This is a genomic window from Streptomyces xingningensis, from assembly GCF_054957865.1.
This window is the reverse complement of record NZ_JBDJPF010000032.1, coordinates 49726-72923: the sequence shown is the minus strand read 5'-3', so window position 1 is coordinate 72923 and position 23198 is coordinate 49726. Positions and strand designations below refer to the sequence as shown.

General features: G+C 71.4%; 24 protein-coding genes. 18 read left to right on the top strand and 6 right to left on the bottom strand.

Features of this window, described 5'->3' with window-relative positions; translation table 11 throughout:
- The first annotated feature begins 377 nt into the window (after window positions 1-377).
- The 6 genes from ABCR83_RS18450 to ygfZ all read left to right on the top strand — a co-directional run bounded on the left by ABCR83_RS18450 (window position 378) and on the right by ygfZ (window position 5592).
- On the top strand, window positions 378-968 hold the full coding sequence (locus ABCR83_RS18450) for a heme-binding beta-barrel domain-containing protein (RefSeq protein WP_462696129.1): 591 nt from the start codon (window positions 378-380) through the stop codon (window positions 966-968).
- A gap of 222 nt (window positions 969-1190) precedes the next feature.
- Window positions 1191-2288, top strand: coding sequence for a FecCD family ABC transporter permease (locus ABCR83_RS18445; protein ID WP_462696128.1), 1098 nt, complete (start codon window positions 1191-1193; stop codon window positions 2286-2288).
- Window positions 2288-3058, top strand: a complete 771-nt coding sequence (locus tag ABCR83_RS18440) for an ABC transporter ATP-binding protein (RefSeq protein WP_462696127.1) — start codon at window positions 2288-2290, stop codon at window positions 3056-3058. The genes ABCR83_RS18445 and ABCR83_RS18440 overlap by 1 nt, the downstream gene beginning before the upstream one ends.
- Before the next feature lie 11 nt (window positions 3059-3069).
- Complete coding sequence (locus ABCR83_RS18435; protein WP_462696126.1) at window positions 3070-4128, top strand: ABC transporter substrate-binding protein; 1059 nt, start codon at window positions 3070-3072, stop codon at window positions 4126-4128.
- A gap of 39 nt (window positions 4129-4167) precedes the next feature.
- Window positions 4168-4605, top strand: coding sequence for a Fur family transcriptional regulator (locus ABCR83_RS18430; protein ID WP_462696125.1), 438 nt, complete (start codon window positions 4168-4170; stop codon window positions 4603-4605).
- 9 nt (window positions 4606-4614) lie between these two features.
- Window positions 4615-5592 (top strand): CAF17-like 4Fe-4S cluster assembly/insertion protein YgfZ, encoded by a 978-nt coding sequence (gene ygfZ / locus ABCR83_RS18425; RefSeq protein WP_462696124.1) that lies wholly within the window; start codon window positions 4615-4617, stop codon window positions 5590-5592.
- 30 nt (window positions 5593-5622) lie between these two features.
- On the opposite strand, the gene dtd is transcribed toward ygfZ, so the two are convergent.
- On the bottom strand, window positions 5623-6048 hold the full coding sequence (dtd, locus tag ABCR83_RS18420; RefSeq protein WP_462696123.1) for a D-aminoacyl-tRNA deacylase: 426 nt from the start codon (window positions 6046-6048) through the stop codon (window positions 5623-5625).
- 116 nt (window positions 6049-6164) lie between these two features.
- Between dtd and ABCR83_RS18415 the strand changes: the two genes are divergently transcribed.
- The 4 genes from ABCR83_RS18415 to ABCR83_RS18400 all read left to right on the top strand — a co-directional run bounded on the left by ABCR83_RS18415 (window position 6165) and on the right by ABCR83_RS18400 (window position 9823).
- Window positions 6165-6743 (top strand): RsiG family protein, encoded by a 579-nt coding sequence (locus ABCR83_RS18415; RefSeq protein ID WP_462696122.1) that lies wholly within the window; start codon window positions 6165-6167, stop codon window positions 6741-6743.
- Window positions 6744-6783: 40 nt separating this feature from the next.
- Window positions 6784-7764, top strand: coding sequence for an asparaginase (locus tag ABCR83_RS18410; protein ID WP_462696121.1), 981 nt, complete (start codon window positions 6784-6786; stop codon window positions 7762-7764).
- A 118-nt stretch (window positions 7765-7882) separates the two neighbouring features.
- The gene (locus tag ABCR83_RS18405) at window positions 7883-9124 is read left to right on the top strand and encodes a GNAT family N-acetyltransferase (protein ID WP_462696120.1); all 1242 of its coding nucleotides are present in this window, start codon (window positions 7883-7885) and stop codon (window positions 9122-9124) included.
- Window positions 9125-9229: 105 nt separating this feature from the next.
- Complete coding sequence (locus ABCR83_RS18400; RefSeq protein ID WP_462696119.1) at window positions 9230-9823, top strand: NADPH-dependent FMN reductase; 594 nt, start codon at window positions 9230-9232, stop codon at window positions 9821-9823.
- Window positions 9824-9832: 9 nt separating this feature from the next.
- Here the strand turns inward: ABCR83_RS18400 and ABCR83_RS18395 are convergent, their stop codons facing one another.
- Both ABCR83_RS18395 and ABCR83_RS18390 read right to left on the bottom strand, forming a co-directional pair.
- Complete coding sequence (locus tag ABCR83_RS18395; RefSeq protein WP_462696118.1) at window positions 9833-10663, bottom strand: oxidoreductase; 831 nt, start codon at window positions 10661-10663, stop codon at window positions 9833-9835.
- A 35-nt stretch (window positions 10664-10698) separates the two neighbouring features.
- On the bottom strand, window positions 10699-11280 hold the full coding sequence (locus ABCR83_RS18390; protein ID WP_462696117.1) for a TetR/AcrR family transcriptional regulator: 582 nt from the start codon (window positions 11278-11280) through the stop codon (window positions 10699-10701).
- 168 nt (window positions 11281-11448) lie between these two features.
- Between ABCR83_RS18390 and ABCR83_RS18385 the strand changes: the two genes are divergently transcribed.
- From ABCR83_RS18385 to ABCR83_RS18375, 3 genes are read left to right on the top strand one after another with little or no spacing between them, the layout of a single operon-like run.
- Window positions 11449-13623 (top strand): MMPL family transporter, encoded by a 2175-nt coding sequence (locus ABCR83_RS18385; protein WP_462696116.1) that lies wholly within the window; start codon window positions 11449-11451, stop codon window positions 13621-13623.
- Between the two features lie 5 nt (window positions 13624-13628).
- Complete coding sequence (locus ABCR83_RS18380; RefSeq protein ID WP_462696115.1) at window positions 13629-14867, top strand: sensor histidine kinase; 1239 nt, start codon at window positions 13629-13631, stop codon at window positions 14865-14867.
- Complete coding sequence (locus tag ABCR83_RS18375) at window positions 14864-15505, top strand: response regulator (protein WP_462696114.1); 642 nt, start codon at window positions 14864-14866, stop codon at window positions 15503-15505. Before ABCR83_RS18380 ends, ABCR83_RS18375 begins: the two co-directional genes overlap by 4 nt.
- Here the strand turns inward: ABCR83_RS18375 and ABCR83_RS18370 are convergent.
- Window positions 15485-16414 carry a LysR substrate-binding domain-containing protein gene (locus tag ABCR83_RS18370; protein ID WP_462696113.1) on the bottom strand — a complete coding sequence of 310 codons (930 nt, stop codon included), beginning with the start codon at window positions 16412-16414 and terminating at the stop codon, window positions 15485-15487. The genes ABCR83_RS18375 and ABCR83_RS18370 overlap by 21 nt on opposite strands.
- Before the next feature lie 93 nt (window positions 16415-16507).
- Between ABCR83_RS18370 and ABCR83_RS18365 the strand changes: the two genes are divergently transcribed.
- Complete coding sequence (locus ABCR83_RS18365; RefSeq protein WP_462696112.1) at window positions 16508-17656, top strand: diaminopropionate ammonia-lyase; 1149 nt, start codon at window positions 16508-16510, stop codon at window positions 17654-17656.
- Between the two features lie 51 nt (window positions 17657-17707).
- On the opposite strand, the gene ABCR83_RS18360 is transcribed toward ABCR83_RS18365, so the two are convergent.
- Both ABCR83_RS18360 and ABCR83_RS18355 read right to left on the bottom strand, forming a co-directional pair.
- Complete coding sequence (locus ABCR83_RS18360; protein ID WP_462696111.1) at window positions 17708-18922, bottom strand: MFS transporter; 1215 nt, start codon at window positions 18920-18922, stop codon at window positions 17708-17710.
- Window positions 18923-18990: 68 nt separating this feature from the next.
- Complete coding sequence (locus ABCR83_RS18355) at window positions 18991-19899, bottom strand: LysR family transcriptional regulator (protein ID WP_462696110.1); 909 nt, start codon at window positions 19897-19899, stop codon at window positions 18991-18993.
- 90 nt (window positions 19900-19989) lie between these two features.
- On the opposite strand from ABCR83_RS18355, the gene ABCR83_RS18350 reads away from it, so the two are divergent.
- The 4 genes from ABCR83_RS18350 to ABCR83_RS18335 all read left to right on the top strand — a co-directional run bounded on the left by ABCR83_RS18350 (window position 19990) and on the right by ABCR83_RS18335 (window position 23195).
- On the top strand, window positions 19990-20520 hold the full coding sequence (locus ABCR83_RS18350; protein ID WP_462696109.1) for a hypothetical protein: 531 nt from the start codon (window positions 19990-19992) through the stop codon (window positions 20518-20520).
- A gap of 66 nt (window positions 20521-20586) precedes the next feature.
- Window positions 20587-21417 carry a DUF4097 family beta strand repeat-containing protein gene (locus ABCR83_RS18345; RefSeq protein WP_462696108.1) on the top strand — a complete coding sequence of 277 codons (831 nt, stop codon included), beginning with the start codon at window positions 20587-20589 and terminating at the stop codon, window positions 21415-21417.
- Between the two features lie 27 nt (window positions 21418-21444).
- On the top strand, window positions 21445-22407 hold the full coding sequence (locus ABCR83_RS18340) for an ATP-binding cassette domain-containing protein (RefSeq protein ID WP_462696107.1): 963 nt from the start codon (window positions 21445-21447) through the stop codon (window positions 22405-22407).
- The gene (locus ABCR83_RS18335; protein ID WP_462696106.1) at window positions 22404-23195 is read left to right on the top strand and encodes an ABC transporter permease; all 792 of its coding nucleotides are present in this window, start codon (window positions 22404-22406) and stop codon (window positions 23193-23195) included. The genes ABCR83_RS18340 and ABCR83_RS18335 overlap by 4 nt, the downstream gene beginning before the upstream one ends.
- Window positions 23196-23198: the final 3 nt, after the last annotated feature.

Genomic DNA, 23198 nt, shown 5'->3' with positions numbered 1-23198 from the left:
CCCCCCCAAACCGCGAAGCGGTGCAGAAACACTCCACACCCAGCCCTGACCCGCACTCGCTCCAACCCGCACCCGAAAACGGACGTACCCACCGGACCGCACCCCGAGGCGATCAACCGACCAACCTCACAAGGTGGTCCGCGGTCCGTCCGATTAGACTCGACCCCGGTCCGTACTCCGGCCCGTACTCTCACCCCTCTCCGACCGAGGAGCGCGCTCGTGCTTGAGGCAGTCTTTACCGCCCTGCTGGTTCTGGTCGCCGTTGGCGTTCTCGCGTTCGCCGGGCTGACTTGGAAGAAGCTGTACCAGGGCCAGCGCTGAGCCCTCCTTGTTCACCCTGTTCACCCCCTACAGAACAGATCGTCTGAGCTGAGTCCATGATCGAGATTCCTTCCGACCTCCACCGGGACCTGGTGCCCCTCGTTTTCCTGCTCGGCAAGTGGGAGGGCGCGGGCGTCGCCGACTTCCCCGGTGCGGAGAAGTGCAACTTCGGGCAGGAGGTCGTCTTCACCCACGACGGCCGGGACTTCCTGGAGTACGTCTCGCACAGCTGGGTGCTTGACGACAAGGGCAACAAGGTCCGTCCGCTGGAGACGGAGAGCGGCTACTGGCGGATCGACAAGGACCGCAAGGTCGAGGTCGTGATGATCCGCGACCAGGGCGTCGTCGAGGTCTGGTACGGCGAGCTGGCCGACAAGAAGCCGCAGATCGACATCGCCACGGACGCGGTCGCGCGGACCGCCGCCTCCGGGCCGTACTCCGGCGGCAAGCGGCTGTACGGATACGTCAAGGGCGATCTGATGTGGGTGGGCGAGAAGGCCACCCCCGAGGTGCCGCTGCGGCCGTATATGTCGGCGCAGCTGAAGAAGGTCCCGGAGGACCTGCAGACCTGGGCGCAGAACCTGCCGGATGACCTTCCGGATGGGGTCGCGTTCTACCGCCAGGACGGCACGCCCTACAACCCGTAGGAAGCAACACCTCTCAAAGCGCCCCGCGGGGGAAGTCCGGTCGAAGTCCGGCGCTGACCCGCAACGGTAGACGGAGCGACACGCTCCGTAAGCCCGATCACCTGCGGCGCGCGCAAGGCTCCTGACAACTCGCCGTGGACTGCGAGGGGAGGGCCCCCGCTACGGGACGCCCGTACGTACCCCGACACTCAGGCACACGGCCCGAGCGAAGGCGTACCGCCCGTGGCGACCATCAGCCAGGCCGCAGCACCCCGCAGACTGCCCCTGCCACCCTTGATCGCGGGGCTCGGGATCGCTCTCCTCGGTTCGCTGCTGTGCTGTGTGGGGCTCGGCTCCTCGGGCCTCGGCTGGTCCGAGGTGCTGCGGTATCTGCGCGCGGGACTGACCGGCGGGGAGATCTCGGCGGACGAGGTCTCCGCCTACGCCATCGTCTGGGAGCTGCGCCTTCCGCGTGCCCTGCTGGCCGTCGTGGTCGGCGCTGGGCTGACCGCCGTCGGGGTGGCCACCCAGGCGCTGGTGCGCAATGCCCTCGCCGACCCGTTCACCCTGGGCGTCTCCTCCGGCGCGGCCGTCGGCGCCAGTGCCGTGCTGCTCTTCGGGGTACTCGGTTCGCTGGGCGTCTGGGCCCTATCCGGCGCTGCCTTCGCCTCCGGGCTCGCCGCCATGGTGCTGGTCTACGCGGCGGCGCTCCCCCGTAGCCCGAAAGGCACGGGAGGTACCCCCATCGGGCACGGGCTGTCGCCGCTGCGGCTGGTGCTCACCGGCACCGCGATGTCATACGGCTTCTCGGCGATCACCACGCTGATGGTCTTCAGTGCGGACCGCGGGGACGCCGCCCGCTCGGCAATGATGTGGCTGCTCGGCAGCCTCGGCGGGGCGAGCTGGCAGTCGGTGCCGCCGGCGGCCGTTGCCGTGTTCGGCGGCCTCGGCTTTCTGCTGTGGTCGGCCCGTAGCCTGAACGTCCTGGCCATGGGGGACGAGACCGCCACCGCGCTCGGTGTGGCCCCGGAGCGGCTGCGGCGGAGGCTGTTTGTCGTCGCGGCCGCCGTCACCGGGGCCGTGGTCGCCGTCAGCGGGGCGATCGGCTTCGTCGGACTGATGGTCCCGCATGTCGCCCGGATGCTGGTCGGCGCCGATCACCGCCGGGTGCTGGCGGTGGCCCCGCTGCTGGGGGCGGTGCTGCTGGTCTGGGTGGACATCGTGTCGCGGCTGCTGCTGGCACCCATCGAACTGCCGGTCGGGGTGATCACGGCCGTGCTCGGGGTGCCTTGTTTTGTGCTTCTGATGCGGCGGCGCGGCTATGTCTTCGGGGGTGCCTGATGCGCGTCGATGTCGAAGGGCTGTCCGTGGAGATCTCGGGCGCCCGGCTGATCGAGGACATTCAATTGCACGCCGGGAGTGGGCAGTTCATCGGGCTCGTCGGGCCCAATGGCAGCGGGAAGTCCACCCTGCTGCGCTGTGTCTACCGCGCACTGCGCCCGGCCGCCGGGCGGGTGCTGCTGGACGGGGACGACGCCCATGCCCTCGATCCCCGCGAGGGGGCCCGGCGGTTGGCGGCCCTGCCGCAGGAGTCGGGCGGCGAGTTCGACTTCACCGTCGCCGAGGTGGTGGCCATGGGACGGCTGCCGCACCAGCGGGCGGCGGCCCGTACCACGGCGGCGGACACCGAGGCGTGCGCGGCGGCGCTCGACCGGGTCGGCGCCGCCCATCTCGCCGGCCGGAGCTTTCCGACCCTGTCCGGGGGCGAGAGGCAGCGGGTGCTGATCGCCCGCGCCCTGGCGCAGCAGCCCAGGGTGCTGGTGCTGGACGAGCCCACCAACCACCTGGACATCGCCCAGCAGCTCGAAGTCCTGGCGCTGGTACGGGAGTCGGGGCTCACGGTGCTGGCCGCGCTGCACGACCTCAACCTGGCCGCCACCCACTGCGACGCCCTGTGTGTCATCGCGGACGGCCGGGTCGTCGCCTCCGGCCCGCCGGACGCCGTGCTGACCGCCGGGCTGCTGGCCGAGGTCTTCGGCGTGCGGGCACACCGAGTGCCGCATCCGGAATCCGGCGCTCCGCAACTGCTCTTCGACCGCCTGCCCCGATGAGGACGCCCACCATGACCCGTACCGCCCGCTCAATCGTCGCTCTTTTCACCGCCGTTGCCCTGGCGGGCTGTGGCGCGAAGGTGTCGGAAGAGAAATCGGGGGAGAAGGAGAAGAAATCAGAAGGGGAGTCGGAGGGGAAAGCCGCCGGGTCCGAGGGCGGCCGCGGCCACTATCCGGTGACCATCGAGAACTGCGGGGTACGGACGACCTATGACCGGGCCCCGCAGCGGGTGGTCACCAATGATGTCGGCATCACCGAGATCATGTTCGCGCTGGGCCTGGAAAAGCACATGGCGGGCTATGTGGCACCGGACTACAAGTCCAGCCGCCCGGCCCCCTGGACGGACGGCTATGACAAGGTCAAGCGGCTGTCCACAAAGCAGATCAACAAGGAGCTGGTCCTCGACGCCAAGGCCGATCTGGTCTTCGCGGGCTGGAACTACGGCTTCGGCGAGGGCGACGGATTCACCCCGGCCGCGCTGAAGAAGCTGGGCATCGGCTCGTATGTACTGACCGAGTCCTGCCGCAGCGGCACCGGCAAGCAGCGCGGGGTGATGCCGCCGCTGGAGGCGCTCTACACCGACCTGGAGACGCTGGGGAAGGTCTTCGACGTCGAGGAGCGGGCGGACAAGCTGGTCGCGGGCTTCAAGAAGCAGGTGGCGGACGCGCAGGCCGCGATACCCAAGGACGGCAGGCGGCCGACGGTCTTCCTCTATGACGACGGGCGGGACCAGCCCGTCACCGCGGGTGCCTATGCGGGGCCGCACGACATCATCACCAAGGCCGGTGGCGAGCATGTGATGGGGGACCTCAAGGACACCTGGACAACGGTCGGCTGGGAGACGGTGGTCGAGCGGAACCCCGAGGTCATCGTGATCAACAACTATGGGGAGGTGTCGGCCGAGCGGAAGAAGGAGTTCCTGCTCTCCTACCCTCCGCTGGCCAATGTCTCCGCGATCAAGAACAAGCGGATCTTCGTCCTCGACTATGTCGACCTGGTGGAGAGCCCGCGCAACCCGGCGGCCATCGCCGCCCTCGGCAGCTATCTGCGCGGAGTCCGGGCCCGGTAGCGACCGGACCCCGGTAGCGTCCGGACCTAGACTGAAGGCGTGGTGGACACCGACTGGCAGAGCGACCTTCGTAAGCGCGGCTACCGGCTGACCCCGCAGCGCCAGCTCGTACTGGAGGCGGTGGACCGGCTGGGGCACGCGACGCCGGACGACATCCTCACCGAGGTCCGCAAGACCGCGGGCGGGATCAACATCTCCACGGTCTACCGGACGGTGGAGCTGCTGGAGGAGCTCGGCCTGGTCAGCCATGCCCACCTGGGGCATGGTGCGCCCACTTACCACCTGGCCGACCGGCACCACCACATACACCTGGTCTGCCGGGACTGCACCGAGGTGATCGAGGCCGATCTGTCGGTGGCCGAGCCGTTCACCGAGCGGCTGCGCGAGGAGTTCGGCTTCGACACCGACATGAAGCACTTCGCGATCTTCGGGCGGTGCGGCTCCTGCACCTCGAAGCCGGTGGACACCGAGTCGTAGGCTGGGCCCATGCTGCGTCAATCGAAGAGCCCTCTGTTGTCGCTGCCCGGCGCCGTCCCCGCCGAGGGCCCGGACGAAGGCGTCGCCGCGCACTACGGCGACCTGTTCCGCGAACAGCGCCTGCTGGCCGGCGGGTCCGGTTTTGTCGACCTCTCCCACCGTGGAGTGGTCACCGTCACCGGGTCCGACCGGCTGAGCTGGCTGCATCTGCTGCTCACCCAGCATGTGAGCGAACTGCCGCCCGGCCGGGCCACCGAGGCACTGATCCTCTCCGCCAACGGCCACATCGAGCATGCGCTCTATCTGGTGGACGACGGGGAGACCACCTGGGCCCATGTCGAGCCCGGCACCCAGGACGCCCTGATCTCCTACCTGGAGAGCATGAAGTTCTTCTACCGGGTCGAGGTCGCCGACCGGACCGACGACTTCGCGGTGGTGCACCTCCCGGCGGGCTCGATCACCGAGACGCCGAAGGGCGTGGCGGCGCGCGAGACGGCGCACGGGCGCGACCTGTTCCTGCCACGTGAGCGGCTGGAGTCCTTCGCCGAGGCGCACGGCCCGGCGGTGGGCGCCCTCGCCCTGGAGGCGCTGCGCGTCGAGGCGCACCGGCCGCGGCTGGGTCTGGAGACCGACCACCGGACGATCCCGCACGAGCTGGGCTGGATCGGCACTGCGGTGCATCTGCAGAAGGGCTGCTACCGGGGCCAGGAGACCGTCGCCCGCGTCCACAACCTGGGGAAGCCGCCGCGGCGGCTGGTCTTCCTGCACCTGGACGGCAGCGAGGTGCGGCTGCCGGGGCACGGTACCCCCGTGCGGCTGGCCTCGGACGGGCCGGAGAGCCGGCAGCTGGGCTTCATCACGACCTCGGTGCGCCATCACGAACTGGGGCCGATCGCGCTGGCGCTGGTGAAGCGGAATGTGCCGGTGGACGCGGCGCTGATCGCCGACGGCACGGCGGCGGCGCAGGAGGTCGTCGTCGAGCCGTAGGGCACTCGCGAAGGGAGATCCCAGGACCGCTCAGACCTCGATCAGCACCGTGAACGGCCCGCTGTTGGTCAGCGACACCTTCATATCGGCGCCGAAGATCCCCGTCGCCACCCGCGCCCCCAGTGCCCGCAGCTGTGCGACGACCTCGTCGACCAGCGGCTCGGCGAGGGGGCCGGGGGCGGCCGCGTTCCAGGTGGGCCGCCGCCCCTTGCGGGCGTCACCGTAAAGCGTGAACTGGGAGATCACCAGCAGCGGCGCCCCCACATCCGAACAGGACTTCTCGTCCTCCAGCACCCGCAGCGACCATAGCTTGCGGGCCAGCTGCGCGGCCTTCGCCGGGGTGTCCTCATGGGTCACCCCGACGAGCACGCACAGACCCTCGCCGAGGACTTCACCGACCGTACGGCCGTCCACGGCGACGCTCGCCCCGTCCACTCTCTGCACCACAGCACGCATACGGACCATGATGCCCCTGCTCCCTCCGGGGCCGTTCGGGCGGTGACGGCCTGCGGCCACACCGTCACCGGTGGCACGATGCGTGCAGGCCACCCGGCGTGAGGGGACGGAACCGCATGACCACACACGAGGCATTGGACAGAGTGGACACCGTGGACAGTCCGCATGCGAGGCCCCCGATCCAGCGTTCCGGCCGACTGGCGGACGCGGATGTTCCGGTGCGGCGGCTGGGCGAGTTGCGCCTCGAAGAGGTGCGCGCGCTGCGCCGGGACGCCCAGCAGGAGGAGGCGGACCTCAGCTATGTGCGGCGGCTGCTCCAGGGGCGCATCGACATCCTGCGGGCCGAACTGGCCCACCGGGCGCGGCCGGACGCCCCGGTGGTGGACCGGCTGTCGGAGATCCTGGCGGACGGGCCGTCCACCCACCGGTCCTCCGCCCGGCATGTGACGCTCGGGACCCCGCACAGCGAGGAGTACCGGCGGCTGGCCGAGGACATGCTCGGCGAGGTCGAGCTGTCGGACCTGTCGGCGCGCACCGATGTGGAGCTGGCCGCCGGGCTGGCCCGGCTGGAGGCGTACGAGCAGCAGGTCTCGGTCCGCCGCCGGCAGCTCCAGCACATGGCGGACGATTGCAGCGCGGAGATTGCGCGAAGGTACCGTGAAGGGGAAGCACAAGTAGACGACCTGCTCTCGTGAGGACTCCGGGGGCGGTCCGCCACCCCCGGAAGGCCCCACGATGAACCCTGCCCAGCCCGTGCCCGCCGTGGCCGGAGAAGCGATACGCCCGGTCCTCGCCGAGATCGTGCGTTCCGGTTTCGTCGAGGGCCGGCACCGTGGCTCGCTGGTGGTGCTGGCGGCCGACGGCAGTGTCGAGCTGGCGCTGGGCGACCCGTCCGCCCCGGTCTATCCGCGCTCCGCCAACAAGCCGATGCAGGCGGCCGCCATCCTGCGGGCGGGCGTCGAGCTGTCCGGCGAGCGGCTGGCCCTCGCCGCGGCCAGCCACTCCGGCGAGGACTTCCACCTGGAGCTGGTGCGCACCATGCTCGCCGAGTTCGGCATCGCCGAGGACGCCCTGCAGACTCCCCCGGACCTGCCGCTGGACCCGGTCGCGGCGGAGGCCTACCTGGCGTCCGGCCGGGTCCGGGACCGGGTCACCATGAACTGTTCCGGCAAGCACACCGCCATGATCGCCGCCTGTGCCGCCAACGGCTGGGCGCCGGAGTCCTACCTCGACCCCGGGCACCCGCTGCAGCGGCTGGTGCTCGAGTGCGTGGAGCGGGCCGGCGGCGAACGCGTCGCGCACATTGGCACCGACGGCTGCGGCGCCCCGCTGATGGCCCTCTCGCTCACCGGACTGGCCCGCGCCTTCCGCAGCTTCGTACTGGCCGAGCCCGGCACCCCGGAGCGCAGGGTCGCGGACGCGATGCGCGCGCACCCGGAGTATGTGGCGGGCACCCGGCGCCCCGACACCTGGCTGATGCGCGAGGTGCCGGGCACGCTGTCCAAGATGGGTGCCGAGGCGGTCCAGGCGGTGGCACTGCCGGACGGCCGCGCCCTCGCCTTCAAGATCGACGACGGTGCGCTGCGGGCCCTGGGCCCGGTGCTGGCCCGGGCGCTCGCCCTGCTCGGCGTGGACTCCCCGGTGCTGGCCCGGATCGGCGATGAGCCGCTGCTGGGCGGCGGGCGACAGGTCGGCCGGATACGCGTCGCGTTCTGAGCGCTTGGGGCCTGCTGAGCCGAGCGCCTTGCGCTGGGCGTTCGGGGGGCGGCGGGCGGGGGCCGGCCGGGCGGAAAATCGTGTGCGAACGGTGCCGTACCACACCTAGCGTGAGCGAATGAGCCTCGAAACCCGCCCGATCGACGAGTCCGACCTGCCCGGCTGGATCCGGGCCGCGCGCACCGGTTTCCTGGCGTCGCCCGAGGTCAGCAAGGAGGCCGTCGAGTTCCGGCGGGCGTCCTTCGACCTCGCCCGGATGCAGGGGGTCTTCGAGGCGGAGCGGTGCGTCGCCACGTTCCGCAGCTTCACCCAGCGGCTGAGCGTGCCCGGCGGGGCCTCGGTGACGGCGGACGCGGTCTCCGGCGTGACCGTCTCGCCGACGCACCGCCGGCGCGGGCTGCTCGGCCGCATGATGGACCGCGACCTGCGGGCCGCCAAGGAGCGCGGCGACGCCGCGGCGACGCTGATCGCCGCCGAGTACCCGATCTACGGTCGTTATGGCTTCGGCCCGGCCACCGCGGTCACCGAGTGGGAGGTCGACGTCCACCGCACCGGCCTCGACCGGCGGTACCGCGGCCCGGCCTGCGGAGGCCGGGTGGACTTCGTGGACGGCGCCACCGTGCGGGAGTTGGGGCCCGGTCTGCATGAGCGGCTGCGGGCCGGGCGGCACGGAGCCGTCAACCGTACCGAACGCTGGTGGCGGATCAATACGGGCGAGATCCCGGACCCGTTCCAACCGTGGACGGAACCCTTCCAGGTGCTCTACCGCTCGCCGGACGGCACCCCCGAGGGGCTGCTCGGCTATGCCGCCGACGACCGGTGGACCGCCAAGCGGCCACAGAACACCGCCACCGTCCGCGACCTCATCGCGGTGTCCCCGGCCGCCGAACGCGCCCTGTGGCAGTTCCTGTTGACCATCGACTGGATCGCCAAGGTCAACACCGGCCTGCGGGCCCCCGACGATCTCCTCCCCCACCTGCTGCCCGACCCGCGCTCGGCCAGGATCACCACCCACGCCGACTACCTCTGGGTCCGCCCGCTGGACATACCGGCACTGCTCCAGGCCCGCACCTACGCCACCAGCGGCACCCTCGTCCTGGAGGTCGCCGACCCGGGCGGCCTGGCCGCCGGGCGCTACCTGCTGGACGCCGGCCCGGACGGGGCGAGTTGCACCCCCACCGCCCGCCCGGCCGAACTCTCGCTCGGCGTCGGCGAATTGGGTGCGCTGTATCTCGGCGACCAGTCCGCCGTACGGCTCGCGGCGCTCGGCCGGATCACCGAGGAACGCCCCGGCGCGGCCGCCCTCGCGGAGCTGCTGCTGCGCACGGCGCGCCGGCCGTGGTGCCCGGACATCTTCTGACGTGGCTTTGGGTGCGGCCGGCTTGACCTCCACCAAGGTTGAGGCTTCAAGCTCTTTTCGACAGGTCAGCACCGCAATGCCTCACCGCCTGGAACGAGGATCCCCATGTCCGAGAAGCCCTACCGGCTTGCCGTCATCGTCGCCTCCACCCGCGACGGCCGCTTCGGCCCCACCATCGCCGACTGGCTAGCCACCCACACCGCACAGCGCCCCGAGATCGAGGCCGATGTCATCGACCTCGCCGCACACCCACTGCCACCGAACCTCAGCCCTCAGCCGGGACCGGAGGACCTCGCCGCGCTGGCCGAAGTGACGCCGAGGCTGCGGCAGGCGGATGCCTTCATCGTCATCACCCCCGAGTACAACCACAGTTACCCGGCGTCGGTGAAGACCCTCATCGACTGGCACCGCGATCCCTGGCAGGCCAAGCCGGTCGCCTTTGTCTCCTACGGCGGCCTCTCCGGCGGGCTGCGCGCGGTCGAGCATCTGCGCCAGGTCTTCGCCGAGCTGCACGCGGTCACCGTCCGGGAGACGGTCAGCTTCCACAGCCCCTGGGGGAAGTTCGACGGCTCCGGCCGTCATCTGGAGGAGGCGGCGGGCCACGCGGCCGCCGGTGCGGCGAAGACCCTGCTCGACCAGCTCACCTGGTGGGCCATCTCGCTGCGCGAGGCACGGGCCGCACGCCCGTACGGCCAGTGAGGCGGTGCGTCAGCGGAACGCGGTGTCCGCGCCGATGGCCTCCGCCGCGTCCAACTCATCGAGCCGGGACCGGAGATGGGCGCGGATCCAGGTGAAGGCCTCCTCCCCCAGGGGGAGCCGGAGCGGCGGGTCCTCGAGGCCGACCGCGGCGATGATGGCCTCGGCCCCGCGACGGGGGTCGCCGGACTGGGTGCCGTGCGAGGCCTCGAGGGCCTTGCGGGCCGGGGCGATCAGCTCGGCGTATTCCTCCATCGGCTCGCCCCACTTCAGCGACCGCCCGCCGAAGTCCGTGCGGAACGGGCCGGGTTCCACGATGGTGACGCGAATGCCGAGGTGGGCGACCTCGGCCGCGAGGGCCTCGGACACCCCCTCCAGGGCGAACTTCGTCCCGGCGTAGGCGGTACCGCCCGGCCCTGCCAGCACACCGATCACCGAGGACATCTGGACGATACGGCCCGACCGCTGCCGGCGGAGCAGTGGCAGCACGGCACGGGTGACCGCCATGGCGCCGAAGAGGTTGGTCTCGAAGTTCCGGCGCAGCTCGGTGTCGCTCAGCTCCTCGAACGCGCCGAGCAGCCCGGACCCGGCGTTGTTCACCAGTACGTCGATCCGGCCGAAGGCCTGCTCCGCCGCGGCCACGGCGGCCTGGATCGATTCGGGGTCCGTCACATCCAGCCGGGCGGCCCGGACCCGGTCCGGCGCGAGCGCCACCAGGTCGTCGAGGGCGGCGGTGCTGCGCGCGGTGGCCACCACCCGGTCGCCGTGGGCGATGGCGGCCCGGGCGATCTCCCGGCCGAAGCCGGAGCCGGTCCCGGTGACAAACCAGACCCGCTTGTTCATGGTGTTCCTCTTTCGTGTGTTCATCAACGTGGTCATCAGGCGTACGCCTTGGCCGACGGCCAGTGCTCCAGCAGCACATGGAGGGCTTCCACGGCTCGTTCCCAGGACGCCTGCACCTCGCGCGGATGCCCGAATCCGCCGCTCGCCTCCAGGCTGACGAAGCCGTGGAAGGCGCTGCGCAGCAGCCGCACCGCATCGGTGAAGTCCGGCTCGGCCAGCCGGTATCCGCGCATCATCGCGTGCACGACCTCGCCGGTGCGGAGCAGGGCGGTGGAGTCGGCGACGGCGGCGGGGTCGACCTGGATCTGGGTGGCCGCATAGCGGCCGGGGTGCTCCAGCGCGTACTCCCGGTAGGCGTTGGCGAACGCGACCAGGGCGTCCTTCCCGGCCCGGCCCGCGATCGCGGCCCCGATGCGGTCGGCGAGTTCGCTCCCGGCCAGCAGCGCCAGCCGGGTGCGCAGGTCCTGGACGTTCTTGACGTGGGAGTAGAGGCTCGCGTCCTTGACCCCGAAGCCGCGGGCCAGCTCCGACACCGTGACCTTCTCCAGGCCCACCTCGTCCGCCAGCTCCGCCGCCGCCCGGACCACGCGATCGGTCGTCAGTCCTGCACGGGCCATGCGCTTCCTCCTCCGGAAGTCCGTTACCTAGGAGCTCTAGGTTTTTTCCTAATATACACAGGTCGATGGTGGATGCCCAGGGCGTCCCCCGTGTCCACCGACCGGTGGACACGGAGTCCAACCGGCCGATGCTGTTGTGGACATCCCCTGGTCGACGACGCTTTTCGCATGAGAGAGCTACCTGTTCGCGCCGCCCGCTGGAGCGCCCTGCACCCCTGGCGGGCGATCGCCGGATGGCTGGCGTTCGTGGTGCTGTGCCTGGGCATCGGCATCGCGGTCGGCACCCACAACGCCACCACCGAGGACTACCGGGTCGGCGAGGCCGGCCGGGCCGAGGCGATGGCGGCCCAGGGACATCTGCAGCGCAAGCCCGCCGAGCAGGTGCTGATATCCGCCAGGTCCAGCGCCGCCCTGGACCGGCGGGACGGCGAGGCCGCCGGGCGGGACATCGCCGCCCGGATGGCGAAGCTGCCCGAGGTCGAGAGCGCATCCGGGCCCCGCGTCAACCAGAGCGGCCGGGCCATTGTGGTCGAAGTGACCATGCGGGGGCCGGAGTTGGACGCCCGCAAGCATGTGGACCCGCTGCGCGCCCAGACCGCCGCGGTGCAGCGGAGCCATCCGGATCTGCTGGTGGAGGAGACCGGAGCCCCCTCCATCAGCAAGGGCGTGGACGCCCAGCGCGGCGGCGACCTGGCACTCTCCGAGGCGATCACGCTCCCGGTCACCCTGATCACCCTGCTGCTGGCGTTCGGCTCGGTCCTGATGGCCACCGTGCCGCTGCTGCTGGCACTCTCGTCGATCGCCGCGGCCATGGGCCTGTCGATGGTGGCCTCGCACCTCTCCCCCGACGCCGGGGTCGGCAACAACGTCATCATGCTGATCGGCCTCGCGGTCGGCGTCGACTACACGCTCTTCTACCTCAAGCGGGAACGGGAGGAACGGGCCCGCTCCGGCGGCAGACTGCGGCCCGAAGCCCTGGTGGAGCTGGCCGCGGCGACCTCGGGCCGGGCGGTGGTGGTCTCCGGGCTCGCGGTGGTGGTCTCCACGGCCACCCTCTATCTGGCCTCCGACGTGATCTTCTCCTCGCTGGCCACCGGCACCATCGTGGTCGTCCTGGTCGCCGTGGCCAGTTCGCTGACCGTACTGCCCGCGCTGCTGGTCAAGATCGGACAGCGGGCCGAGCGCAAGGCGGCCCGGCGGAAGTCTGCGCCCAGGAAGGTGCGGAAGGCCGGGGGCGGCCGGGCCTGGGCGGCGCTGATGCGGCCCGCGAGCAAGCACCCCGCGATCACCCTGGCCCTCTCGGTGCTGGTCCTGCTGGGCCTGGCCGCCCCGCTGGCCGGACTGAAGATCACGGAGATGAGCCGCGACACCCACTCACGTGACATCCCCGCCATGCGGACCTATGACCGGCTCAACGACGCCTTCCCGGAGCTGCGGGTCACCCACCAGGTCGTGGTGCGCGACCGGCCGGACCGCGCCGAGGAGGTGACCGGGGCGCTGAAGGAACTCGGCCGCCGCACCCAGGCCGACCCGCTGTTCACCGGCCGCCCCCGGCTGCGGACCTCGGCCGACCACCGGATCAGCGTGCTCGAACTGTCCGTACCCCACCTCGGCAACTCCCCGCAGGCCCGCACCTCCCTCGACCATCTGCGGGACGACTACCTGCCCGCCACGGTCGGCCGGATACCCGGGGCCGAGGCCGGAGTGACCGGTGACGTCGCCCGGACCACCGACTATCCCGCCCACCAGGACGGCAAACTGCCGCTGGTCATCGGGGCGTTGCTGCTGGCCACCTTCGTCATGACGATGCTGGCGTTCCGCTCCGTGGTACTCGCACTGCTCGGCGTGGTGCTCAACCTGCTGTCCGCCGCGGCCGCGCTGGGGCTGCTGGTCCTGGTGTTCCAGGGCAAGTGGGCCGAGGGCCTGCTGGACTTCCACTCCACCGGGTCGATCGGCTCTCGGGTGCCGCTGTTCCTGTTTGTGATCCTCTTCGGGCTCTCGATGGACTACCAGGTGTTCGTGGTGAGCCGGATCAGGGAGGCCTGGCTGGCCGGAGTGCCCACCCGCAAGGCGGTGCTCGACGGCATCGGCAGCTCGGCGGCCGTGGTGACCAGCGCCGCGGTGGTGATGGTGACGGTCTTCGCCAGCTTTGTCTTCCTGCACATCATCGAGATGAAGCAGATCGGCTTCGTCCTGGCGGCGGCTGTGCTGCTCGACGCCTTCATCATCCGGATCATGATCCTGCCCTCGGCCATGCTGCTGCTCGGCGAGACCGGCTGGTGGCCCGCACGCCGCAAGCAACAAGCACCAAAAGTTGCATTCGCACCGGTTGGCGTACGTTGATTCTTATGAATCCATGGTCGAAGGCCCCAAGCCGCCCTGGCACCTTCAGCGGTACGGCCTTCGGCCACCCCGCCAACCCGTTCTGGGCCAGGACCCTGCGCCGCTGGAACGCCGTCTGCTGGGTGCTGTTCAGCGCACTGTTCGCCGGGCTCGCCACCATGGACATCGGCGAGGGCAAGGGCAGGGCTCTGGCACTGATAGGCGGGGTGGTGCTGTGCTACGGGGTCGTCGACCGGTTCCCCGGCAGGTCCGTACTGCGGCCGTACGCCTACCTGTGCGTGCTGGTCCTGGGACTCGGCGGGATCTCGTACCTCTGGAGCGGCTACGCCGCGATGTACATCGTGACACTGCCGCACTTCTGGCTGTTCAGCAGGACGGTACGGACCTCGCTGGTCTTCACCGGACTCGCCACCGTGTCCACACTGACCGGAAGCTGGCTGCGGAACGGCTGGAGCCAGGAATTCCTCGGATCGACCCTGGTGTCCACGCTCATCGTGGTCGCCGCCAGCATCCTGATCGGACTGTGGGTCCACTCGGTCGTCGAGCAGAGCGGCGAACGCGCCCGGCTGATCGAGGAGTTGGAGCGGACCCAGCTCCGGCTGTCCGAGGCGCACCAGCGCCAGGGCGCCGCCGACGAACGGGAGCGCATGGCGCGGGAGATCCATGACACGCTCGCACAGGGATTCGCCTCCATCATCGTCCTCGCCGAGGCGGCGAGGGCGGGGCTGGACACCGACACGGACAGGAGCGCCCAGCAGTTGCGTTCGATCGAGAACACGGCGCGCGAAAACCTCGCCGAGGCGCGCGAACTGGTCGGCTCCGCACAGCAGAGCCAGGTGGCCGCCGGCACGGTGGCACAGACGCTGCGCCGGACCCTGGACCGGTTCGCGGAGGACACCGGACTCACGGTCGAGGCCGAGCTGGCGGACCTTGTGTGCGACCAGCGGACCAGGATCGCGCTGCTGCGCTGTACGCAGGAGTCGCTGGCCAATGTGCGCAAGCACGCGGCGGCCTCCGCGGTGAGCGTCGTGCTCGCCCGGCAGCCGTTCGGCGTGGAGCTGGAAATCACCGATGACGGACGCGGCTTCGTGGTCGGCCGGTCGCGGGGCTTCGGGCTCGACGGGATGCGCAAGCGCCTCGCCGAGCAGGGCGGACAGCTCACCGTCACCAGCTCGGTCGGCGACGGTACGCGCGTCCTCGCGATGATTCCCATGATTCCCGCAGAGCATGAGGTGACGGCATGACCAGCGAGAAGCTTCGCGTCGTCGTGGTCGACGACCACGCGGTGATGCGCGCCGGGGTGATCGCCCTGCTCGCCTCCGAACCCGGCATCGAGATCGTCGGCGAGGCGGCCGACGGCCGCGCGGCCCTTGAGCTCGTCGGCCGGGAACGGCCCGATGTCGCCCTGATCGACCTGCGGATGCCGGTGCTCGACGGAGTCGCGACCACGACCGAGATCGCCGCCCGGCACCCGGGGACCCGGGTGCTGATCCTGACCACCTATGACACCGACGCCGACATCGAGCGCGGGGTCGAGGCCGGTGCCATCGGCTATCTGCTCAAGGACACCTCCCGCGGCCAACTGGCCGACGCCATCCGGGCAGCCGCCCGTGGCGAGACGGTGCTCGCCCCCCGGGTGGCCGAGAAGCTGGTCGCCAGGATGCGCCAGCCCGTGCAGATTCCGCTCACCACCCGGGAGGCCGAGGTGCTGGGCGCGGTCGCCGACGGGCTCACCAATGCGGAGATCGGCAAGCGGCTGGTCATCGCGGAAGCCACCGTCAAGACCCACCTGCTGCGGCTCTTCGCCAAGCTCGATGTGAACGACCGGACCCGTGCCGTGGTCGTCGCCCTCGAGCGCGGCCTACTGACCCGTACGCCGTAGCGGGGCCCCCGGACCGGCACCCACCGCCTGCCGCAGGGCCTGCCGGCAGGCCAGGATCGCGGGGTGCCCGCCACGGCCACGGCGCACCGCGGTGAACAGCCTGCGCGCCCGGTGGCCACGGGGCAGCGAGCGCAGCGCGACGGTCGGCGGGCCGCCGTTCCACACCAGGTCCGGCAACAGCGCGACGGCATGGCCCTGTTCCACCAGCCGCAGATGCAGCAGCAGGTCGGTGGACTCGAACCGTACGTCGGGCTCGAACCCGGCGTTGCGGCACAGGGTCGTCGCCCAGCGCCGGGCGGGCGTGCCGCGGGGTTCCATCACCCAGGGGTGACCGGCCAGCGAGCGCAGCGCCTCCTGCGGACCCTCGGCCTCCGCCGGCCGGGGTCCGGCCAGTCGCAGGGGGTCGTCGCACAGCTCCTGCTGTTCGATCTCGGCGGGCCGGGGGCTGCGTTCGCCCGGGTACTCCTCGGCGATGACCAGGTCGAAGTCCCTGGCGAGCAGCGCCGAAAGGGCCTGTTCCGGTTCGGCCTGGGTGATCTGGACCCGCAGCCGGGGATGGGCTTGGCGCAGCGGGGTCAGCACGGCCGGCACCAGGGTGAGGGCCGCGGTCTGGAAGGACGCGATGCGCAGGGTGCCGGTGAGCTCGGTGAGGGAGGTGGCGATCTCCGCCTCGGCGCGCTCCAGGCGCTCGAGCACCGCTTCGGTATGGGCGACCAGGATCTCCGCCTGCGGGGTCAGCCGCACCCGTCGGCCGACCGGCTCCAGCAGCGGAACACCGACTTCGGCTTCCAGCTGGGAGAGTTGCTGGGAGACGGAGGACGGGCTGTACGACAGGGCGGCGGCCACGGCCGCCAGCGTGCCGCGGTGCTTGAGCTCACGCAGCAAGCGCAGCCGATGAAGATCGAACATCAACACCCCCCGCACATTGATTGGCTTCCGCCACGAACATACGTCGGAAAGCCTCGCTGGACCGAGGGCGGCGCCACCCCTCAGCCTGGCAGGGTGACCGAGCCTTCCCCCCACCGCACGCCGCCGCCCCTTTCCCGCCACACCCCACCCTGGGTTGCCCGTCCCGCGGCCCGCGCCTGGACCTGCGCCCCCGCCGCCGCCTCCGGCGAGGTGCGGGACTTTCATGCCGCACTGCCCGGCCACATCCCCACCCCACTGCGTGAACTCCCTTCCCTGGCAAGGACATTGGGCGTCGCCCGGGTGTTCGTCAAGGACGAGTCGGACCGGCTGGGACTGCCCGCGTTCAAGGTGCTGGGCGCGTCCTGGGCGATGCACCGGATCCTCGCCGAACGGGCGGGCGGGCCGGAGCCCGCCGGTCCGCTCACCCTGGTTGCCGCCACCGACGGCAACCACGGCCGGGCCGTGGCCCATCTGGCCCGGCTGCTGGGGCAGCGCACCCGGGTCTTCGTGCCACGCGGCGTGCACCCGGCCGCCGTGGCCGCCATCGCCGCGGAGGGGGCCCGGATCACCCGGGTCGCCGGGTCCTATGACGAGGCGGTGTGCCGGGCGGCCGAGGCTGCCGCCGCACCGCGCTCGGCACTGATCCAGGACACCGCCTGGCCCGGCCATGAGCGGGTGCCCGGCTGGATCGTCGAGGGCTATACCACTCTGTTCGCCGAGATCGACGCCCAACTGGCCGCCGCCGGAGCCGAGTCGCCCGGCCTGGTCGCCATCCCGGTGGGCGTGGGATCGCTCGCCCAGGCCGCCGTCACCCACTACCGCAGCCGCCCCACCGGGGCGCCCCCGGCCCTGCTGGCGGTGGAACCCGAGGCCGCGGCCTGCGTCCTGGCCAGCCTCGTCCGGCAGCGGCCGGTCAGTGTGCCGACCGGCGTTACGGCCATGGCCGGGCTGAACTGCGGCACCCTTTCCACCCTCGCCTGGCCCCGGCTGCGGGACGGCCTGGACGCCGCCGTCGCCGTCACCGACCCCGAATCGGCCGCCGCCGCCCGCAGCCTCGCGGCGCTCGGTGTCTCTTCCGGCCCCTGCGGCGCCGCCTCCCTGGCCGGCGCCCGCGCCGCCCTCACCGGCGACGGGGCCGCCGGGCGCCGCGCCGCGCTGGGGGTCGGGGCCGGATCGACGGTGGTTCTGCTGAACACGGAGGGCGCGGCCGCCAACCCCCGCTCCAGGCAAGAGGGTTGCTGAGGTGGTGTGGGGTGGGGAGCCTGCCCCGGGCCCCGCACACCGGCCTCGGCCTCAGCCTCCGGACGGACCGGTTCGGCCGGACGGGCCGGTGGTGCGGCCGACCAGTCCCAGCCCAACCGCCCCCAGCAGCGCGGCGATCCACAGCGGAGCGTCATACCCACCCCCCGCGGAGACCGCCAGCCCGCCCAGCAGCGGCCCGGCCGCATTGCCTATGTTGAACGCGGAGATATTGGCCGCCGAGGCCAGATTGTCCGCCCCTTCGGCCGTGCCCAGCACCCGGGTCTGCAAGGGCGGGATGACGGCGGCACCCACCAGGCCGAAGAGCAGGAAGCCCACCACCGCGGCGGGCTTGCTGTGCACCGCGGCGACCAGCAGCACCGACACCACCACGACCCCGGCCAGGGCCCCGTACAGAGTCGGCAGCAGCGCCCGGTCGGCGAGCCGCCCGGCCAGCGGGGTGCCCACCACCATCCCGACCCCGATCAGCACCAGCACGGCGGGGACCGTATGGTCACCGAACCCGGTGACCTCGGTGAGCAGCGGCGCGATATAGGTGAGGACGGTCAGGAACGGCGCCCAGCCGAAGGCCGTGGTGGCCAGCGCGCGCCACACCCGGCCGTGCCGGAAGACCGCCAGTTCCCGCCGGAGGTCGGCGCCCTCGGCGGCGGGCACGAACGGCACCAGCAGGGCGATGGCCGCCAGCAGCAGCACCCCGATCGCGGTCACGGCCCAGAACGTGGCCCGCCAGCCCAGCGCCTGCCCCAGCGCGGTCCCGCCCGGCACGCCCAGCACATTGGCCAGGCTCAGCCCCATGAAGACCATGGCGATCGCGCTGGCCTTCCGCTCCGGGGCGACGATGCCGGCGGCGACCACCGCGGCGATCCCGACATAGGCGCCACCGGCCAGCGCGGAGAGCACCCGCCCGACCAGCAGCAGCCCGTACCCGGGGGCCAGCGCACTCAGCAGGCCGGCCGCGATGAACAGCCCGACCAGCCAGAGCAGCATGCGTTTCCTGGGCACCTTGGTACCCAGGACGGTCAGCAGCGGGGCGCCAACCACCATGCCCAGCGCATAGCCGGACACCAGCAGTCCGGCGGTGGGCAGCGAGACGTCGAAGTCGGTGGCGATCTCGGGCAGCAGCCCGGCGATCACGACCTCCGTCGTTCCGACGGCGAAGGCTCCCAGGGCGAGCGCGAGCAGGGCGGCGGAACCCTTCGTCCTGGCCGGTGCGGCCCCCTGCACAGCGGATGAAAGATCATTGGCCATGCCCACCAGCCTGCTGCCCGGAACCGCCGGAATCAGCCCCCGTCTGCGCAACGACCGGTAAGCCCGGCTTACCGGTCCGGTTTGCCGGCCGACTCCGCGACCTCCTCGGCCACCGCGACAAAGGCCCGGCCCCGGGCGGTGGCGCCACTACGGCGCCACACCAGCCCGTACTCCAGCGGGTCCGCGTCGCGGAAGGGGAGGTAGACGACCCCCCGGGGCGTGAAGTAGCGCGCCACATCGGCACCCACGGGAGATATGCCCTGCCCGGCACCGACCATGGCGAGCGTCTCCGGCAGGGTGGCCGCGAGCCGGCCGCGCCGGACCGGCTGTCCGCTCGGCGTGTGCGAGGGCGCCAGGTGCTCCTGCCAGTACTCGGGTACGTCGCCGGAGCAGGCGAAGACCCGGTCCCGCGCAAGGTCCTCGAGCGACACCGTGTCCTGCTTGGCGAGCGAGTGGTTGGCGGGCACCGCCAGCATCCGGGGTACGCGCAGCACCACCGGCCCGCGGACCAGGTCCGGTTCCGCCACCGGGAACTGGGTGACCAGCACGTCCACCTGGCCCGTGCGCAGCGGCCCGAACAGGTCCTTGATCTGGGTCTCGTGGATCTGCACATCCACGCCCGGATACCGCCGGGTGAACGCCTGGATCACATCCATCACCAGCTCCCCGGCCGCACTGCCCAGATAGCCGACCGGCAGCTCCCCCTCCATGCCCCTGGCCTCGGCCTGGGCCCTGGCGATGCCCTGCACGATGCGGCGGTGGCCGGGCTCCAGGTCCTCGTACAGGCGCCGGCCGAGCGGGGTGAGGCGCACCCGGCGGCTGGTGCGCTCGAACAGTGGGGCGCCCACGCGGCGTTCGAGGCGCTGGATGGTCTGGCTCACCCTGGCGCGGGACACCCGCAGCCGCTCGGCCGTGCGACCGAAGTGCAACTCCTCGGCGAGCACCAGAAAGCTCTCCATCTCCAGCCGTTCCAGCATCAGTCCACGGTAACCCGCCCATCCATTGCACCGAGCAGTAGCCACATCTGGCGCCTTGCGTTGGCGCCACTATGGTGCCACTATGGCGCTATGGACCTCACGCCATACGTCGACAACCTCCGTCATGAATTCGCGATCGCCGCGGATGCGGGCGGAGAGGAAGCCCGCGCCCTGGCCGAGCGGCTCACCGCACCCCTGGAATCGGCCGTCCGGCTCACCCTGCTCAACGCGCTGTCCACCGCCATGGACGAGATCACCCGTGAACTGGCGCCGGGCTCGGTCGACGTACGGCTGCGGGGCCTGGACCCCGAGTTCGTGGTGACACCACCGCCGGTCCAGGAGCCATACGAGGAGCGCGAAAGCGCGTCGAGCGGCGAGCGGCCGCCCGCGCCGCCGGTCCTCACGGACGCCGAGGAGGGCGGCCCGGCGCGCATCAACTTCCGTCTCCCCGCCCACCTCAAGGCCCGGGTCGAGGACGCCGCGGGACAGGAGGGCCTCTCGGTCAACGCCTGGCTGGTACGGGCCGTGGCCACCGCCCTGGAGCCCGGCGACCGCGCCAGCCCGGCCGGCCGCAGCCGCCACCGGGGCGGCGGACAGAGCTTCACCGGCTGGGTCCGCTAGCCGGCCGCACCCCCTTCGCCGCCCACCGGCGGAAACGCACACCAGAGCCATGAGGACGGAACAGCCATGCCTGATTTCGACACCCCCGAGCCGATTTCCCTCGTCGTTGAATTCGAAGTGGGGACCGCCCGGATCACCGCGAGCAAGCGCCCCACCACGGTCGTCGAGGTACTGCCGCGCGACGGCGCCGACGAGGGTGACGTACGGGCCGCACAGCAGACCCAGGTCACCTACGCCAACGGCACCCTGCTGATCAAGGGCCCCAAGAAGCGCTTCGGCAAGAGCGGGTCGCTCGAGGTGAACATCGAGCTGCCGGCCGGCTCGCAGGTCCAGGGCACCACGCCCATGGCGGACTTCAACTGCGAAGGCCCGCTCGGAGACTGCCGGATCAAGACGTCGATGGGAGACATCCGGGTCGACGAGGCGGCGACCGTCTCCCTGCGGACCGCCCTCGGCGACATCAACCTGCACCGGGCGACGGGCGACGCCGAGGCCATCGGCGCGGGCCGCATCGACATCGGGACGGTGGCCGGCGCGGCGACGGTCAAGAACAGCAACGGCGAGACCGCCATCGACGAGGTCACCGGCAACCTGCGGGCGAACTCGGCCAACGGCCGCATCTCCGTGGGCGTCGCACACGCCTCGGTCGACGCCAAGTCCGCCAACGGCGGCATCCGGATCGACGAGGTGGCACGCGGCCAGATCACGCTCCAGACCTCCGTCGGCAATCTCGAGATCGGCATCCGGCACGCCACCGCCGCCTGGCTCGATGTGAACAGCCGCTTCGGCGATGTGCGCAACTCCCTGGGCCCGACCGAGGGCCCCGAGTCGTCCGAAGAGACCGTCGAGGTGCGGGCCCGCACCAGCGTGGGCGACATCGTCATCCGCCGTTCCTGACCCCCGCAGAGAGGGACCGACCGCAGCATGAACACCCTGCCCGCACCCCCCGCGATCTCGGCCGTCGGCCTGCGCAAGGCATATGGCGACAAGCAGGTGCTCGACGGCATCGACCTGCACATCCCCAAGGGAACGGTCTTCGCGCTGCTCGGCCCCAATGGCGCCGGCAAGACCACCACCGTGCAGATCCTGTCCACCCTCATCGGCGCCGACTCCGGCCAGGCGCAGGTCGCGGGCCACGACCTGGCCCGCGACCCCGGCGGCATCCGCTCCGCGATCGGCGTCACCGGCCAGTTCGCCGCGGTGGACGGCCTGTTGACCGCCGAGGAGAACCTGCGCCTGATGGCGGACCTGCACCATCTGGACCGCCGCGAAGGCCGGCGGCGCGCCACCGAACTCCTGGCGAGGTTCGAACTGACCGAGGCGGCCCGGAAGCCGGCCGCCACCTTCTCCGGCGGCATGCGCCGCAAGCTCGACCTCGCGATGACCCTGGTCGGCGATCCCCAGGTGATCTTCCTGGACGAGCCGACCACCGGACTCGACCCGCGCAGCCGCCGCACCATGTGGGAGATCATCCGTGGCCTGGTCGCCGACGACGGCGTCACCGTCTTCCTCACCACCCAGTACCTGGAGGAGGCGGACCAACTCGCCGACCGGATCGCGGTCCTGGACCATGGCAGGCTGGTCGCCGAGGGGAGCGCGGAGGAGCTGAAGCGCCGGATCCCCGGCGGGCACATCCGCCTCCGGTTCGCCGACACCGGCCAACTCGCCTCGGCCGCCGGGCTCTTCGGCTCGGTGGCACACCACAGCGAGTCCCTCACCCTGCAGATACCCGGCGACGACAGCCTCCCGACCCTGCGCGCCGTCATCGACACCCTGGACGGTGCCTCGATCCACGCCGAGGCGCTCACCGTGCACACCCCCGACCTCGACGACGTCTTCCTCGCCCTCACCGGCCACACCGACGCACCGCAGGAGAGCATCCAATGACCTCCTTGTCCTACGCCACCCGTGATTCGATGACGATGCTGCGGCGCAATCTGAAACACGCGCTGCGCTACCCCTCCATGTCGATCTCGGTCATCGCGATGCCCCTCGTGATACTTCTGCTCTTCAACTACGTCTTCGGCGGCGCCCTGGGCACCGGCATCAGCGCCAAGTCCAGCGGCAGCACCGAGTACATCGACTATGTCGCCCCCGGCATCATCCTGATGGCCGCGACCTCCGGAGCCCTGTCCATCGCGGTCGGCGTCTGCGTCGACATGACCGAGGGCATCGTCAACCGGTTCCGCACCATGGCGATCTCCCGGGCATCGTTCCTGACCGGGCATGTGATCGGCAGCGTGCTCCAGACGCTGGCCAGCATCGCGGTGGTGATCGGTGCCGCGATCCTGATGGGCTTCCGGCCGAACGCCACGCCCGTCGAGTGGCTCGCGGCGGCCGGGCTCCTCACCCTGCTCACCCTGGCACTCACCTGGCTGTCGGCCGCGATCGGCCTGGTGGCCAAGAACCCCGAAACCGCCAGCAACATCCCCATGCCGCTGCAGTTCCTGCCCTTCATCGGCAGCGCCATCGTGCCCCCGGAGTCCATGCCCACCGGGCTGCGCTGGTTCGCCGAGTACCAGCCCTTCACCCCGGTCATCGAGACGCTGCGCGGTCTGCTGATGGGCACCGAGATCGGCAGCAGCGGAATCAGCGCCCTCGCCTGGTGCACCGGCCTCACCCTGGCCGGCTACCTGTGGGCGAGGTCGGCCTTCAACCGCGAGGCCACCCGGTAAGTC

Bases quoted from the DNA above. Each gene is read 5' to 3' on its own strand.
- ABCR83_RS18335 (WP_462696106.1), top strand. From the start codon at position 22,404: ATGACCTCCTTGTCCTACGCCACCCGTGATTCGATGACGATGCTGCGG.
- ABCR83_RS18380 (WP_462696115.1), top strand. From the start codon at position 13,629: ATGAATCCATGGTCGAAGGCCCCAAGCCGCCCTGGCACCTTCAGCGGT.
- ABCR83_RS18400 (WP_462696119.1), top strand. From the start codon at position 9,230: ATGTCCGAGAAGCCCTACCGGCTTGCCGTCATCGTCGCCTCCACCCGC.
- ABCR83_RS18395 (WP_462696118.1), bottom strand. From the start codon at position 10,663: ATGAACAAGCGGGTCTGGTTTGTCACCGGGACCGGCTCCGGCTTCGGC.
- ABCR83_RS18345 (WP_462696108.1), top strand. From the start codon at position 20,587: ATGCCTGATTTCGACACCCCCGAGCCGATTTCCCTCGTCGTTGAATTC.
- ABCR83_RS18450 (WP_462696129.1), top strand. From the start codon at position 378: ATGATCGAGATTCCTTCCGACCTCCACCGGGACCTGGTGCCCCTCGTT.
- ABCR83_RS18405 (WP_462696120.1), top strand. From the start codon at position 7,883: ATGAGCCTCGAAACCCGCCCGATCGACGAGTCCGACCTGCCCGGCTGG.
- dtd (WP_462696123.1), bottom strand. From the start codon at position 6,048: ATGCGTGCTGTGGTGCAGAGAGTGGACGGGGCGAGCGTCGCCGTGGAC.
- ABCR83_RS18390 (WP_462696117.1), bottom strand. From the start codon at position 11,280: ATGGCCCGTGCAGGACTGACGACCGATCGCGTGGTCCGGGCGGCGGCG.
- ABCR83_RS18350 (WP_462696109.1), top strand. From the start codon at position 19,990: ATGGACCTCACGCCATACGTCGACAACCTCCGTCATGAATTCGCGATC.
- ABCR83_RS18340 (WP_462696107.1), top strand. From the start codon at position 21,445: ATGAACACCCTGCCCGCACCCCCCGCGATCTCGGCCGTCGGCCTGCGC.
- ABCR83_RS18375 (WP_462696114.1), top strand. From the start codon at position 14,864: ATGACCAGCGAGAAGCTTCGCGTCGTCGTGGTCGACGACCACGCGGTG.
- ABCR83_RS18435 (WP_462696126.1), top strand. From the start codon at position 3,070: ATGACCCGTACCGCCCGCTCAATCGTCGCTCTTTTCACCGCCGTTGCC.
- ABCR83_RS18355 (WP_462696110.1), bottom strand. From the start codon at position 19,899: ATGCTGGAACGGCTGGAGATGGAGAGCTTTCTGGTGCTCGCCGAGGAG.
- ABCR83_RS18410 (WP_462696121.1), top strand. From the start codon at position 6,784: ATGAACCCTGCCCAGCCCGTGCCCGCCGTGGCCGGAGAAGCGATACGC.
- ABCR83_RS18385 (WP_462696116.1), top strand. From the start codon at position 11,449: ATGAGAGAGCTACCTGTTCGCGCCGCCCGCTGGAGCGCCCTGCACCCC.
- ABCR83_RS18440 (WP_462696127.1), top strand. From the start codon at position 2,288: ATGCGCGTCGATGTCGAAGGGCTGTCCGTGGAGATCTCGGGCGCCCGG.
- ABCR83_RS18415 (WP_462696122.1), top strand. From the start codon at position 6,165: ATGACCACACACGAGGCATTGGACAGAGTGGACACCGTGGACAGTCCG.
- ABCR83_RS18360 (WP_462696111.1), bottom strand. From the start codon at position 18,922: ATGGCCAATGATCTTTCATCCGCTGTGCAGGGGGCCGCACCGGCCAGG.
- ygfZ (WP_462696124.1), top strand. From the start codon at position 4,615: ATGCTGCGTCAATCGAAGAGCCCTCTGTTGTCGCTGCCCGGCGCCGTC.
- ABCR83_RS18370 (WP_462696113.1), bottom strand. From the start codon at position 16,414: ATGTTCGATCTTCATCGGCTGCGCTTGCTGCGTGAGCTCAAGCACCGC.